This is a genomic window from Sorangium aterium, assembly GCF_028368935.1.
GTDB classification, from domain to species: Bacteria; Myxococcota_A; Polyangia; order Polyangiales; family Polyangiaceae; genus Sorangium; species Sorangium atrum.
Genome location: NZ_JAQNDK010000006.1, coordinates 92003 through 105591, shown reverse-complemented (window position 1 = coordinate 105591; position 13589 = coordinate 92003). Strand labels below are relative to the sequence as shown.

Genomic DNA, 13589 nt, shown 5'->3' with positions numbered 1-13589 from the left:
ATGGATGCCGAGCGGGCCGCGCTCATGCAGATGTTCGCCGCCGAGACAGCGGAGCACCTCGACGAGCTCGAGGGCGCGCTCCTCGAGCTCGAGCGGCGGCCCGACGCCGGCCACCTCCTGGAGCGCATCTTCCGCGTCGCCCACACGATGAAGGGCAATGCCAGCTCCGTCGGCGCCCACGGGCTGAGCGAGCTCACCCACGCCGCCGAGGACGTGATCGAGGATCTCCACCGGGGCACGCTGCCGGTGACCGGCATGGTGGTCTCCTTGCTCCTCGAGACGGTCGACTCGGCGCGCCGCCAGCTCGCGGAGATGGACGGCGGAGAGGAGCCGCCGGGGTCGACCTCCCTGCCCGCAGGCGTGCTCGAGCGGCTCAGGAACGCCCGTCGCGCCGAGCGCGAGGGGACCCCCTCGACGTCGAAGGGGGCCACCTCTAGCGCCGCGGACGAGGGCAACCGGGGCTCGGGCGCGAAGACCGTCCGCATCACGGTCGAGAAGCTCGATTGCATGGTCGATCTCATCGGCGAGGTCGCGATCACCCGGAACCGGATCGCGCGCGAGGTCCAGCTCGCGGGCGGCGCCGTCGGCGCGGCGCTGCGCGACGGCCTCGAGGAGCTCGATCGGCTGAACACCAAGCTCGAGGAGGCGATCCGCCGCGCGCGGATGGTGCCTGTCGGCCCCTGGTTCCGGCAGTACGAGCGCGCCGTGCGCGATCTCGCGCGGTCGCACGGCAAGCTCGCGCGCCTCGTGGTCGTGCACGGCGAGGTCGAGGTGGACACCGCGGTGATCGAGCGCCTCCGCGACGCGCTGACCCACCTCATCCGCAACGGCATCGATCACGGCCTCGAGCCGCCCGAGGTGCGGAAGGCGTGCGGCAAGGACCCGCGCGGGACCATCACCCTGCGCGCCACCCACGAGGGCGGCGGCATCGCGCTCCGCATCTCCGACGACGGCGCGGGGATGGACCGCGCCCGGATCGCGGCGCGGGCCAGCGCGCAGGGCAGGTGCGCGGACCCCGGTGCGCTCTCCGACAGCGAGATCTACGGCATGGTGTTCGAGCCGGGCTTCTCCACCGCCGCGACCGTCTCCGACCTGTCCGGCCGGGGGATGGGCATGGACGTGGTGCGGCGCCGCGTCGAGTCGCTGGAGGGCTCGATAGGCATCGAGAGCGCCGCGGGGGTCGGCACCACGCTGATCCTCCGGCTCCCGCTCACCCTCGCGACCATCGAGGGCTTCTCGGTGAGCGCCGCCGGCGAGCGGTACGTCATCCCGCTCCGCGCGGTCGTCTCGTGCGTCGGGCTCCCGAGCGGCGCCTCCGCCGCGGGCCCTGGCGGCATCCTCCACGTGCACGGGCGCGCGCTGCCGTGCGTGCGGCTCCGCGACCTCTTCGCCCTCTCCGGGCCTGCGCCGGTCCGCGAGAGCGTGGTGGTGGTGGCCCACGAGGGGGGCCAGGCCGGCCTCGTCGTCGACTCGCTCGACGGCGAGGGCAGGACGGTCATCAAGCCGCTCGGCCGGCTCTTCCGCCGCACCCGGGGCATCACCGGCTCCACGGTCCTCGGCGACGGCCGGCTCGCGCTGATCCTCGATGTGGACGCTCTGCTGAACGACCTCTCCCGCGGCCGCGACGGCGGGGGCGAGCTCCCGCCCTTGGATCGACGGCGGCGAGCGCCGCCCTTGAAGGCGCGGGAAGGGGCGATGGATCCGGAGGGAAGGACACGATGAACCGGCTCAAGATTGCGATGCGTCTGACGCTCTCGCTCACGTTCATGGCGATGCTCATGGTCGCCATCGCGATCTCGGGGCACCTCAGCCTGACGTCCGTAGCGCAGCAGACGCACGAGATCCTCGTGTCGGACGTCCGGGAGCTCGCGGTCGCGATGCAGCTCGAGCGGGACCTCATGGAGCTCCGCCGCTACGAGAAAGACTGCTTCCTCAGCATGGGCGATCGCCCGCTCCAGCAGGGTTATCAGGAGAAATGGAACGAGTCCGAGGCGGAGATCCTGCGGCGGCTGGACGAGCTCGAGCGCATCGTGACGCTGCCCCGGGAGCGGGAGTCGGTCTCCTCGATGCGGCGCGACGTGACGAGCTACGTCGTCGGCTTTCGCCGGGTGATGCAGGACGCGCTCGCCGGGCAGCTGCCCACGGCCCAGGCGGCGAATTCAGCGATGGCCGGCGTCAAGGGCGAGATCGATCGGTTCGAGGACTCGGCCGAGAGCTTCGCCCAGGCGAGCACGAGGGATATGGAGGCGCTGCAGGCGTCGCTCAGCGGCGACGCGCAGCGCGCCTCGCGGGAGATGGGCCTCATCGCCTTCGCGGCCCTGGCGGTCGGCGTGGTCGTCAGCGTCCTCGTCTCGCGCAGCATCACGGGGCCGCTGAGCTCGGCCGTGGGGCTCGCCAGGCGGATCGCGGAGGGTGATCTGAGGCACCGGGGCGTGGCCGCGGGCCGCGACGAGCTCGGGCAGCTGGAGGAGGCGATGGCGGAGATGGCGGACAAGCTCTCGACCGTCCTCCTGGAGATCCGCACGGGCGCCGAGTCGCTCGCCGCCGCCTCGACGCAGATCTCGGCCACCTCGCAGAACCTGTCGCAGGGCACGAGCGAGCAGGCGGCCGCGGTGGAGGAGACGTCGGCGAGCCTCTCGGAGGTGAGCGGCTCGATCCAGAAGAACGCCGAGAGCAGCCAGCAGACGGGCGAGCTCGCCAACGGCGCCGCGGACGCCGCGGATCAGAGCCTCGAGGCGGTCCAGCGCACCGTCGCCGCGATGCGCGACATCGCCGAGAAGGTGTCGATCGTGCAGGAGATCGCCTACCAGACCAACCTGCTCGCGCTGAACGCGTCGATCGAGGCGGCCCGGGCCGGCGAGCACGGCCGCGGCTTCGCCGTGGTCGCGAGCGAGGTCCGCCGGCTCGCGGAGCGGAGCCAGGCCGCCGCCAAGGAGATCGGCGCGCGCGCGTCGACGAGCGTGCAGGTCGCCGATCGCTCGGGGCAGCTGCTCGAGGAGATGGCGCCCGCGATCCGGCGGACCTCGTCGCTCACGCAGGAGGTGGCGACCGCGTCGGTGAGCCAGGCCGACGCGGTCGGCCAGGTAAACAGCGCCATGCGCCGCGTCGACGAGGTGACGCAGCGCAACGCCGCGATCAGCGAGGAGCTCGCCAGCACGGCCGAGGAGCTCGCGGCGCAGGCCGACGCGCTCTCGGGCATGCTGCGCTTCTTCCGGGTCGGCGACGAGCTCGCGTTCCCCGAGCGCACCCGCGTGCCGCGCGCCGCGGGCGACGCGCGGCGCCTCCCGCCGCCGTCCCGGGAGGGCTCCCCGGCCTCGCCGGCCGCCTCGAACGGCGCCGCCGTGCTCGCGACGCTCGCCCGGGCCAGGACGAACGGGGCCGGGCGCGCTGCCGCGCTGCACGAGGACGCCGAGTTCGAGCGCTTTCCCCCACGGGGCGCGGATCGGGCTACCTCCGGGCGCGCGGAGGTCCCGTGAGCGCCGCGCCGGAGCCTCGATCGTCGCAGTACATCTCGTTCTTCGTTGGCGGGGACGAGCTCGCGGTGGACATCCTCCGCGCGCGCGAGATCGTGGAGATCACCGCGATCACGCGGGTGCCGAGGATGCCGCAGGCCGTGCTCGGCGTGCTCAACCTGAGGGGGCGGGTGATCCCGGTCATCGACCTCGCCGTCCGGCTCGGGCTCCCGGCGTCGGTGATCACGCGGCAGAGCTGTATCCTCATCGTCGAGACGGAGTTCGACGGCGAGCTCACCCGGATGGGCCTCTTCATCGACGCCGTGGGCGACGTCGTGGACCTCGACGCAGCGGCGATCGAGCCGCCGCCGCCGTTCGGCACGCGGGCCCGCCTCGATCACCTCCTCGGCCTCGGCAAGGTGGGCGACAGGCTGCTCTTGCTGCTCGACATCGACCGGATCCTCTCGCCGGAGGAGCTCTTCGCGGCCGCGTCGCTCGAGGCCGAAGGCGGCGCCCGCGCGGCGCTCCCGGGCGCGCCGGCGCAGGGCGAGCCCGCGGGGGCGGCCGCGCTCGGCGCCGGCGAGGGCAGGCCGCGGCCTTTCCCGTAGGCGTCGGCTGCCAGAGGGAGAGATCGGCCGTAGCGGCTCGGTTCCCGGCGCGGTGGCCAGCGCGCCGCTCATCGCGGGCGACGACGTTCGCGCTCAGCGACGAGGGCGGTGCACAGCCCCGGCCTCGTCCACCGCAGCGGGTTGTCCCGCCACACCGGCCGCCGCGGCGCGCAGCGCGGACATCGCTTCGTTGTATGCAGGACTGCCTGGGGCGCAGAGCGCTACATTTCGCGGACCCGACCACGGATTGCTCTCCAGCGCCCCGATGGCGCTGTCGATCGTGTCGAAGTGAGAGAACCACCGCTTCGCGGCGGCCACGACCCGAGGGGCGAGCAGCCGAAGGACCTCGACCTGCTCCGATTCCGACAGGCGAAACGACCAGGGTGTATCCTCCCAGTTGAACGAGCGCGCCGGTTGCGTGCGGAACTGGCAATCCGAGGGAGCCGGATTGTTTCGGACCGCGTTTCGCAGCCCACAACCAAACTCGACCTGGAAGATGCCGGCGCGAGGGCAATGGAACCAGACGACGTCGACGAAGTACGGGCGAACCCGCCACATGGCACGGCCTGGGTTGTTGAACCCGAGGTCGGCGAGTCTCGGGCCGACGATCTGCGAGATCAGCCGCTTCACCTCAGGCCATGAGAGCATCGTCTACCCTTTCCTGCCGAACGGGGCCTCTGCCGCGAGCGGGGACGCGTGCTCCCCCTCTCATCGGCAGCACGCCCAGGTCGGCCAGCGTCGGCGACGCCGAGGGCCGCCGCGATCACGGGTCGTCTCCGGGCTGGAGCGGAAACTCAAGCCAATCAAAGCGATCGAGCAGCGCTGCCTCCGCATCGTCGTATTCAAGATTGAAGCGGTGATCGTGCGGGACAGGGATCTCGATCGCACGCCGTGCCAGGCCGCGCGTCTCAGCGCGGCCGACGAGCTGCTCGAGCGGGCCGTACGCATAGACGATGTTGTGGTTGTCGTAAACGATCGTGCTCTGCGAGGACAAGGATGTGACCCAGACGTGATGGCGGCCATCGCGCTCGAAGAACTCTTCGAATTCGCGAAGAAATTCGGCCACATCTCGCAGCTGCATCGGGGTCGGTGCCTGCCGCCGCGCAGTCGTGTTGCCGCAGCGGGACGCCACGAGCACGTGGAGAACACCGAACGGCGCCGGCAACGGTCGCAGGAGATCGAGGATGAGGTCGATCTGGCGTTCGGCCGGCGCGAGCACCAGGCGATCGGGGCCCGTGGTGCGCTGGAGATCCCACGCGTCCGGGTATCGATGCTCGACCCAGTGGTTATCGGGCGTCAATGAACCAATCTTGTATGGCTGTACCTTCATGACCAGGTCACCGAACGAGCATGAACCATAGGCATCACGACGAATCGCGCGCCACTGCCTCGCGCCACTGCGGCACGGCGCCTTTCTTCTCTGGACATGAACTGCATTCCCCGAAGACGTCCACGTTGACATTCAGCCGCGGGTTGCCGTGTCTGCCTGACGAGTAGTCGATTGGCCAACAGAGACCGCGGGACAGGGTCTGTCCAGTTCGTCGCCTTTCGGGACCTACCCCACGAAAAATCTCACAGACCAGCTCTGCGCCGCAAGGCCCAGATGCTGTCCAGGGCCGTAGAGTAGATTCGTCCAACACCGGCCGCAGTCCCCGCCGTTCCGGGGATCAGGGGCACCCGGAGGGGGCACGGCGGACGCGCAGCCGGAGGCGTCGCACCGCATCGCGCCAGGATGATACGGCGGCCGCGACATCGGCGGCGTGCTGGACGCGCACGGCGCCTCGCTCGCGGGAGTTCGCTCGGATGAAATCGACGTGCCGGGCGAGGGGGAGCGCGAGGACCGTTCAGCCATCGCTTGACCTCCGCGGGTCACCCGAGGACCATCCCCGCAGCACCCGAGACGGGTGCCGGGGGCACCGCGGATGGGAGGGAGAGCCAGATGATCGACCTGTACACGTGGACCACGCCGAACGGCTACAAGCCCATCATCCTCCTCGAGGAGCTCGGGCTCGCCTACCAGATCAAGCCGATCGACATCGGGTCCGGCGCGCAGAAAACGCCCGAGTACCTGCGCATCAACCCCAACGGGAAGATCCCCGCGCTCCAGGATCACGACCCTCCGAACGGTCCGGTCACCGTCTTCGAGTCGGGCGCGATCCTCATCTACCTCGCCGAGAAGACGGGCAAGCTCTTGCCCGCCAGCGAGCCGGGCCGCTCGCGCGTCATCGAGTGGCTGATGTTCCAGATGGGCGCGGTGGGGCCGATGCTCGGCCAGCTCGGCCATTTTCGCAGCGCCGCGCCCGAGAAGATCCCCTACGCGATCGAGCGCTATCAGAACGAGCAGGACCGCATCTACAAGGTGCTCGACGGCCGCCTCGCCGAGTCCGAGTACCTCGCCGACGAGTACTCGATCGCGGACATCGCCACGTTTCCGTGGATCTCCGGGGCCGCGCGCATGGGGATAGCGCTCGAGCCGTACCCGAACCTCGCGCGCTGGGAGCAGGCGATCAAGGCGAGGCCGGCGGTGACACGGGCGTTCGCGGCCAAGATCAAGCCCTGAAGGCCCCGCGCAGGTAGAACCTGCAGCAGAGCGCGCCGCGCTCGCGTACACTCCGGGCGCTCGGCATGGATCAGCCCGTCCCCGGGGACAGCAGGGCGCAGCAGGCAGACGTCGCGGGCGCGCTCGCGGACCGGGCCTTCGACGCGCTCGGCGTCCTGCTCCGCGGCTTGGAGGACGCGGCCGAGCGCGACGGGGCGGGCGCGCTCGAGGACGCGCTCGCCCGCGGCCCGGAGCACCTCCACGGCGGCCTGCTCACCGCGATCCTCCGGCTCGTGTTCCTGCTGCACGCGGAGGACCGCGGGCTCCTGCCGGCCTCGGACCCGTACTACGCGGCGCACCTCGGCGTGCGCCCGCTGTTCCAGCAGCTCGCGGCGGAGCGCGGCGCGCGCCCGGGCGCGCTGCGGCGTCGCTTCGGGGCGTGGCCGCGGCTCGTCGCGCTGTTCCGCGCCATGTTCCGCGGGCTCCGCCGCCCCGAGCTGACCCTGCCGGCGCGGGGCGGGCAGCTCTTCGACCCCGAGCGATACCCATTCCTGGAGCACGCGGGGCCGCCGGAGCGCGCAGGGCCGCCGGAGGACCACGCGAGGCCGGCGAAACCCGCGGCGCCAAACGCCCCCGCGGCGCCGCGCGCGCCGTCGGTGGACGACGGCACGGTGCACGCGGTGCTCGAGCGGCTCCTCGTGCTCGACGGGCGCCCGCTGTCGTACCGGGCGATCGACGTCGAGCAGCTCGGCGGCGTCTACGAGGCGCTCATGGGCTACCGGGTCGAGCGCGCCGCCGGGCCGACGGTGTGCGTCCGGCCCGACAGGGTCTGGGTGGGCGCCGCCGAGGCGCTCGCGCAGCCGAGGGCGCGGCGGACCGCGTGGCTCGCCGAGCGGGCGGGCATCTCGCGGCGGGAGGCGGGGAAGCTCGGGGAGGCGCTCGTGGCCGCCGAGACCGCGGCCGGCGTCCTCGAGGCGCTCGGACCGCTGCGCGCGAGGGACACCGACGTGCTCGGGGCGGGGCGGCTGTTCCTCCAGCCGATCGCCGAGCGGCGGCGGACGAGCGCGCATTACACCCCGAGGAGCCTGTCCGCGCCGATCGTCGCGCGGACGCTGGAGCCGCTGCTCCGGCAGCTGGGCGAGGAACCCGCGTCCGAGGCGCTCCTCCGGCTCACCATCTGCGATCCGGCGATGGGCTCCGGCGCGTTCCTCATGGAGGCGTGCCGGTACCTGGCCGACCAGGTGGTGGCCGCCTGGACGCGGGAGGCCGCGCGCGGCGACGCGGCGGCGGCGGCGCGGCTCGCCCTGCCCGGCGAGGGCGCCGTGAGCCACGCGCGGCGGCTCGTCGCGCGGCGCTGCCTGTACGGCGCCGACAAGAACCCCTTCGCGGTGAGCCTGGCGAGGCTGTCGCTCTGGCTCGTGACGCGCGCGCACGACGAGCCGTTCACGTTCGTCGATCACGCCCTCCGGCACGGCGACTCGCTCGTCGGGCTCGACCTTGCCCAGCTGCGCGGCTTCCACTGGAAGCCCGCGGCGCCGGCGCCGCTGTTTTGCCAGGCGGTAGACGCCGCGGTGGCGCGGGCGCTCGAGCTCGGGCGGCGGCTCGTCGCGGACGCCGAGCACCCGGCTGGCCTACGAAACCCGGGAGGGCCGGACGTCCCGGAAGGCGCCGAAGCGCAGCTCCCGGCGGGCCTGCGAAACCCGGGAGGGCCGGACGTCCCGGAAGGCGACGACGCCGCGCGCCGGCGAGCGCGGCTCGCCGAGGAGGCGGACGAGGCGATCGCCCGGGCGCGGCTTCTCGGCGACCTCGTGGTGGGGGCGTTCTTCGCGCACGAGAAGGACCGTGGCCGGCTGAAGGAGCGCGACCGGCGGGCCGCGCTCGCGCTCGCGTGGCTCCGAAGCGGCGAGCCGCCTTCGGAAGAGCTCCTGTCGATGCAGCGGGCGCTCCGCGAGGGGACGCCCGGGGGGCCGCCGCCGCTGCCGGCGTTCCACTGGCCGCTGGAGCTCCCGGAGGTGTTCCAGGAGCCGCGCCCGGACGCGCCGAGCGGAGCCCTCGAGCCGCGGCCGGCGCGGCTCTGCGCGTTCGTCGGGAACCCGCCGTTCCTGGGTGGGAAGCGGATCTCGACGGATCACGGCGAGCTCTACGCCGCGTGGCTCGAGCAGCTGCACGGCGCCACGAAGAACACCGACCTGGCCGCCCACTTCTTCCGCCGCGCGGCCGCGCTGCTAGCGCGCCGCGGGACGGTGGGGCTCATCGCCACGAACACGATCGCTCAGGGCGACACCCGGCGGTCGGGCCTCAGGCCGCTCGTGGAGGCGGGGGGCGCGATCATCTACCACGCCGTGCGCAGCGTCCCGTGGCCAGGAGACGCCGCGGTCCACGTCGCCGTCGTCCACCTCGCGCTGGGCATGTCGCCGGGCGACGGCGTGCCTCCGCCGCGGCTCGACGGCGTGCCAGTGGGCCACATCAACTCGCACCTGCGCGCGATGCCCGAGCGCCCCGACCCGCGCCCGCTCGGGGCCAGCCGGGATCTGTGCTTCATCGGCTGCTTCCTCCGGGGCGACGGCTTCGTCCTGACCGACGGCGAGGCGCGCGCGCTCCTCGCGGGCGATCCTGCGGCCGGCGAGGTGCTCCGCCCGTTCCTCGGCGGCGAGGAGGTCAACTCGTCCCCTTCGCACAGCCCGCACCGCCACGTGATCGACTTCGGCGAGCGCGGGCTCGAGGAGGCCGGCCGGTGGCCCGCGCTGCTCTCGATCGTGCGGAACCGGGTGAAGCCCGCGCGGGATCGCCTGAAGGGCACCGGGATCGACGCGGGCCACCGGGCGCGGTGGTGGCAGTTCGCCAACACGCGGCCAGAGCTCCGGCGCAAGATCGCTCCGCTCGAGCGGTGCCTCGTCGCGGCGCGGGTGACGAAGCACCTGTGCTTCGCCTTCCAGCCCGCCGGCCGGACGTTCTCGGACCAGCTGTGCGTCTTCGCGATCGACGACTACGCGCGCTTCGCGGTGCTCCAGTCGCGCGCGCACGAGTCCTGGGCGCGGCTGCTCTCCTCGACGATGGGAGAGGGCCTCCGCTACGCGCCGTCCGACTGCGTGGAGACGTTCCCCTTCCCTCGCCCGGACCACCTCGCCGAGGGCGGCCGCGTCGAGGCCGCCGGCGAGCGCCTCTACGTGGCCCGCGCGCGGTGGATGCTGGCGTCACGGCTGGGGCTGACGGAGACGTACAACCTCATCAAGGACCCGACGTGCAAGGAGCCGAGCATCGTCGCGCTGCGCGGCCTCCACGAGGAGATGGACCGGGCCGTCCTGGCGGCCTACAGGTTCGACGGCGTGGAGGTCCCCCCGTACGCGGAGCCAGCGACGCCGGAAGAGCGGCAGGCGCGGAGCGCCTTCGAGGACGCGCTGATCGACCGGCTCTTCGCGCTGAACGAGGCGCGCGCCGCGGAGGAGAAGCAGGCTGGAGCCGAGGGCGAGCGGTAGCCTGAGGAGCCTCGGCAGACGGCGCAGAACATAGTCACAGCCGAATTATCTAGCGCGATAGATACCCGCAGGTTCCAGGTTGAATTGCAACTCTCCCCGGCAGGCGCCGCCCCCTCCAGATTGAATTTCAATCGTCCCCGGAGGGCGTCGACAGGCAATGGTCGCGTTTGCCTGAAACGCGACCATTACCCGTCGACACCCTCCAGATTGAATTTCAACTCTCCAGCAAGGTGTCGACACCCGTCGTATAGAGTTTCAATTCTACCGGCAACCCCGGCGCGTCGATGTTTGACGCTGTGTGCCAGGCGCAAGCCCTGCGAGAGTTCAAACACCGCATGGCACGCTTCCGACGCCCGCACCGCCGACCGTTCCCCTAGCACCGCTTTCTTTCGCCCACACCACACGTACCCGAAGCCACACGTGCGCATAGCTGCGCCCAAGACACCGCGCGGACCTATCGCCACGTTCGTATCGTGCTCGTGTTTGCCCGGCCGGTAGAGCATGGGGGCGACGCTCAAGCCGGAGCTGTCGCGCGGGGCCTCGCGCGGCTGGAGCTGGAAATCAAGCAGCCTGTAGCGCTTCGGATTGAGCGCCTCCGCATGATTTTGGATCTCCGGCCAGGCGCGGGAAGTGATAGTCTCAGGGATCATGACAAGACTTCATTTCGCGACGCGTTGCTGCGCTGTGCTCGCCGCCCTCTGGCTGCCCGTCATCGCCTGTTCATCGGGCGGCAACGGCAACACCACGGGGAACGCCGAGGTCGGCCAGGGCGCCGGCGGCTCCGGCGGCGCCAGCAGCGTCAGCAGCGTCAGCACCACCAGCACCGGGGAGGATCCCGGGGGCGACATCGGGCTGAACAGCACGGGTCCGGGCGGCGACCCGCCGCCCGACGCCGGTCACGAGACGACCTGCGATGACGCGGGCAACTGCACCTGCATCAACATCGCGTCGATCGGCCGCGAAGGAGTCTGGGGCCCGTGCAGCAGCGACAGCACCACGGCGCTCCAGGATTGGCTCAACACGCAGAGCACGGCCCAGGTCGACAACTACAACAGGGAGAAGCCGACGCTCACGGCGGAGTTTCTCGCCAAGTACGACGTGATCCTCCTCCAGTGGATGGTGACGAAGGGAGCCCAGAACGACGACGGGGCGCCGTGGGAGTTCACGCCGGACGAGGTGAACGCGCTCAAGGACTGGGTCAACAACGGCGGCGGGCTCATCGCGCTGAGCGGTTATCAGTGCAATGGGCAGGGATGCACCATCCACGACATCACGGCGACCAACCAGCTCCTCTCGTTCACGGACATCCAGTTCAACTCCGATGGCCTGATTGACCCTGCGCGGAACGGCTGCGCGAACTGCAACTGCTGGGGCGGCTCGCTGCCGCTCGGCGGCGACCTCCCCGTGGCCGTGGGCACCTGGAACCAGGACACGCCGATCGGCAGGAACATCCAGAGCGTGGGCGCCTACATCGCGCGCTCGATCAAGTCGACGATCGCGACCGTCGATAGCACCGACGGCAGGAACAATTTCGCGGTGCACGAGGAGATCGGCAAGGGCCATGTCGTCGCCTTCGGCGACGAGTGGGTGACCTATTCGGGTCAGTGGCGCGGGACGGCCGCGTGCCTCAATCCGCAGATGTACACGGACCCGAACAGCCCCTGCTACGAGAGATCCGCGGCGCAGGTCTTCCAGATCTCGCAGTTCTGGTACAACGCGATCAAGTACGCGGCGTCGTCCGTCGAGTGCTTCACGATCGAGGACCCGGCCATCATCAATTGATGCCCCGCGGCGAGCGCGACGACGGCGGCGGCGCATCGGCTCATCGAGCCCGCCGCTCGTCGCGCTCGGCCCGATCACACGGCGTGGAGCGTCATCTTGAGCCCATGGCGCGGCCGGAGGGTGGTCAGCGCCTGCGGCGACACCGGGTGACCGGGCACGAGGCGCACGCGGAGCCGCCTTAGCAGGACGGCGATCAGGATCTGCGCCTCCATGATCGAGAACAGGTTGCCGATGCACTGCCGCGGGCCGCCGCCGAACGGCATGTATGCGTAGCGCGGGCGGGAGGCCGAGCGCTCCGGCGTGAAGCGCTCGGGGTCGAACTCCGCGGGGGCCTCCCAGAACGCCGGGTCGTGGTGCATGACGTACTGGCTGACGATGACGGTCGCGCCGGCGGGCACGGGATAGCCGCAGATCTGGTCGTCCTCCTTCGCCGTGCGCGGCAGGAGCCAGGAAGGCGGATACATGCGCATCGCCTCCTGGATCACCATCTTCGTGTACTCCATCCTCGACAGGTCGGCGGTCGTCGGCCGCCGGTCGCCGACGACCTCCTCGATCTCCGCGCGCAGCTTGCGCTCGACGACGGGGTTCCTGTCGAGCAGGTAGAAGAGCCAGGTCATCGTGATCGCCGTCGTCTCGTTGCCGGCGATGAACATGGTGACGAGCTCGTCCCGGAGCTGGCGGTCGTCCATGCCGGAGCCGGCCTCGTCCCGCGCGCGCAGGAGCAGCGAGAGGAGGTCGTCCCGCTCGTCCTTGCTCCTGCGGCGCTCCCGGACGAGGCGCAGGATCGCCGCGTCGATCCTGGCGATCGCGTCCCTGAGCGCGCGCTCGCCCGGGAGCAGGCGATCGGGCATGAAGTAAAGGAACATCCTCGCGTTCAGCGCCTGGAACGCGACGAGGATCGCCTCGCCGAGGCTGTCGGCCTCCCGGGGGCCAATGCTGACGCCGAACATCGTCGCCAAGATGACGCGCTGGGTGAGCTGCATCATCTCCCTGTCCATGTCGACGACGGCGCCGGCGCGAGCCCGCTCCTCGAGCCGCGGCAGATCGCTCTCGACGACATCGAACATGAGATCGACCAGGCCCGCGAGCTGCCGCGACGAGAAGAGCGGCTGCATGCGCCGGCGGTTCCGGAGCCACTCGTCACCCCCGGCCGTCACGAGGCCGTTGCCAACGAGCCTCCCGATCGGCTTCCACATCCCGCCTTCCTTGGTGAAGTTGCGCCAGTTGTCGTTGAGAACGTACTGGGCCTGCTCGGGGTGCGTCACCAGATAGGCCCGGGTGAGCCCGAGGTCGAGCTCGATGAGCTCACCCGGGTGCTGCCGCGCGAGCCGACGGAGGACGCTCGGCGCGTCGCGCGCCAGCGCCGGGAGGAGCCCCACCACCGGATAACCGCGGGCGCGCGGCGATGGCTTGCGCGCCGAGGGTGGGGCAGCTCGGGACAGAGGTTCGAGTTGTTCGAGCATGGTCGCGCTCTCCTGGCCCGCAGCGGGAGTCTGCGTTCGGCCGGAGAGCATCCTACGATGCTGCGCGCCGAGCACTCCAGGCCCGAGTCCGATGAGACGATGTCGCAGGATCGGCGGAGATATCGCCATATCAGCGGCCGGCCCCTTCGGGCCGGACGCCCCTGGAGCGGCAACCAGGTTGACACCACCAGAGAAGCGCAGAATCTGGGGCCGCCAAGGCGCCAAGGCGCCAAGGACGCCAAGATAAGATTCTGTGCCTGGCGCCTTGG

The 13589-nt window shown here is 71.3% G+C and carries 10 protein-coding genes; 6 read left to right on the top strand and 4 right to left on the bottom strand.

Going from position 1 to position 13589, the window contains the following annotated elements; genetic code table 11:
* From POL72_RS44495 to POL72_RS44485, 3 genes are read left to right on the top strand one after another with little or no spacing between them, the layout of a single operon-like run.
* The gene (locus tag POL72_RS44495) at nt 1-1722 is read left to right on the top strand and encodes a chemotaxis protein CheA (RefSeq protein WP_272103861.1); all 1722 of its coding nucleotides are present in this window, start codon (nt 1-3) and stop codon (nt 1720-1722) included.
* The gene (locus POL72_RS44490; protein ID WP_272102987.1) at nt 1719-3476 is read left to right on the top strand and encodes a methyl-accepting chemotaxis protein; all 1758 of its coding nucleotides are present in this window, start codon (nt 1719-1721) and stop codon (nt 3474-3476) included. Before POL72_RS44495 ends, POL72_RS44490 begins: the two co-directional genes overlap by 4 nt.
* The gene (locus tag POL72_RS44485; RefSeq protein WP_272102986.1) at nt 3473-4060 is read left to right on the top strand and encodes a chemotaxis protein CheW; all 588 of its coding nucleotides are present in this window, start codon (nt 3473-3475) and stop codon (nt 4058-4060) included. Before POL72_RS44490 ends, POL72_RS44485 begins: the two co-directional genes overlap by 4 nt.
* 93 nt (nt 4061-4153) lie before the next feature.
* On the opposite strand, the gene POL72_RS44480 is transcribed toward POL72_RS44485, so the two are convergent.
* Nucleotides 4154-4690: a hypothetical protein gene (locus tag POL72_RS44480; protein ID WP_272102985.1), complete on the bottom strand. Its 537-nt coding sequence runs from the start codon at nt 4688-4690 to the stop codon at nt 4154-4156.
* A 133-nt stretch (nt 4691-4823) separates the two neighbouring features.
* Nucleotides 4824-5390, bottom strand: coding sequence for a hypothetical protein (locus tag POL72_RS44475; RefSeq protein WP_272102984.1), 567 nt, complete (start codon nt 5388-5390; stop codon nt 4824-4826).
* 609 nt (nt 5391-5999) lie between these two features.
* Between POL72_RS44475 and POL72_RS44470 the strand changes: the two genes are divergently transcribed.
* Both POL72_RS44470 and POL72_RS44465 read left to right on the top strand, forming a co-directional pair.
* Nucleotides 6000-6620 carry a glutathione S-transferase family protein gene (locus POL72_RS44470; RefSeq protein WP_272102983.1) on the top strand — a complete coding sequence of 207 codons (621 nt, stop codon included), beginning with the start codon at nt 6000-6002 and terminating at the stop codon, nt 6618-6620.
* 65 nt (nt 6621-6685) lie between these two features.
* Nucleotides 6686-10075, top strand: coding sequence for a DNA methyltransferase (locus POL72_RS44465; RefSeq protein ID WP_272102982.1), 3390 nt, complete (start codon nt 6686-6688; stop codon nt 10073-10075).
* 185 nt (nt 10076-10260) lie between these two features.
* Here POL72_RS44465 and POL72_RS44460 read toward each other — a convergent pair whose 3' ends face one another.
* A complete protein-coding gene (locus POL72_RS44460; RefSeq protein WP_272102981.1) occupies nt 10261-10725 on the bottom strand; it encodes a hypothetical protein in 465 nt (154 codons plus the stop codon).
* Here POL72_RS44460 and POL72_RS44455 point away from each other — a divergent pair.
* Nucleotides 10724-11857 carry a hypothetical protein gene (locus POL72_RS44455; protein WP_272102980.1) on the top strand — a complete coding sequence of 378 codons (1134 nt, stop codon included), beginning with the start codon at nt 10724-10726 and terminating at the stop codon, nt 11855-11857. The genes POL72_RS44460 and POL72_RS44455 overlap by 2 nt on opposite strands.
* A gap of 74 nt (nt 11858-11931) precedes the next feature.
* On the opposite strand, the gene POL72_RS44450 is transcribed toward POL72_RS44455, so the two are convergent.
* Nucleotides 11932-13320 carry a cytochrome P450 gene (locus POL72_RS44450; protein WP_272102979.1) on the bottom strand — a complete coding sequence of 463 codons (1389 nt, stop codon included), beginning with the start codon at nt 13318-13320 and terminating at the stop codon, nt 11932-11934.
* Nucleotides 13321-13589 lie beyond the last annotated feature (269 nt).

What these genes read in the sequence shown, in the direction of transcription:
- POL72_RS44495 (WP_272103861.1), top strand. Translation starts at nt 1, where the DNA reads ATGGATGCCGAGCGGGCCGCGCTCATGCAGATGTTCGCCGCCGAGACA.
- POL72_RS44490 (WP_272102987.1), top strand. Translation starts at nt 1,719, where the DNA reads ATGAACCGGCTCAAGATTGCGATGCGTCTGACGCTCTCGCTCACGTTC.
- POL72_RS44475 (WP_272102984.1), bottom strand. Translation starts at nt 5,390, where the DNA reads ATGAAGGTACAGCCATACAAGATTGGTTCATTGACGCCCGATAACCAC.
- POL72_RS44470 (WP_272102983.1), top strand. Translation starts at nt 6,000, where the DNA reads ATGATCGACCTGTACACGTGGACCACGCCGAACGGCTACAAGCCCATC.
- POL72_RS44465 (WP_272102982.1), top strand. Translation starts at nt 6,686, where the DNA reads ATGGATCAGCCCGTCCCCGGGGACAGCAGGGCGCAGCAGGCAGACGTC.
- POL72_RS44455 (WP_272102980.1), top strand. Translation starts at nt 10,724, where the DNA reads ATGACAAGACTTCATTTCGCGACGCGTTGCTGCGCTGTGCTCGCCGCC.
- POL72_RS44460 (WP_272102981.1), bottom strand. Translation starts at nt 10,725, where the DNA reads ATGATCCCTGAGACTATCACTTCCCGCGCCTGGCCGGAGATCCAAAAT.
- POL72_RS44450 (WP_272102979.1), bottom strand. Translation starts at nt 13,320, where the DNA reads ATGCTCGAACAACTCGAACCTCTGTCCCGAGCTGCCCCACCCTCGGCG.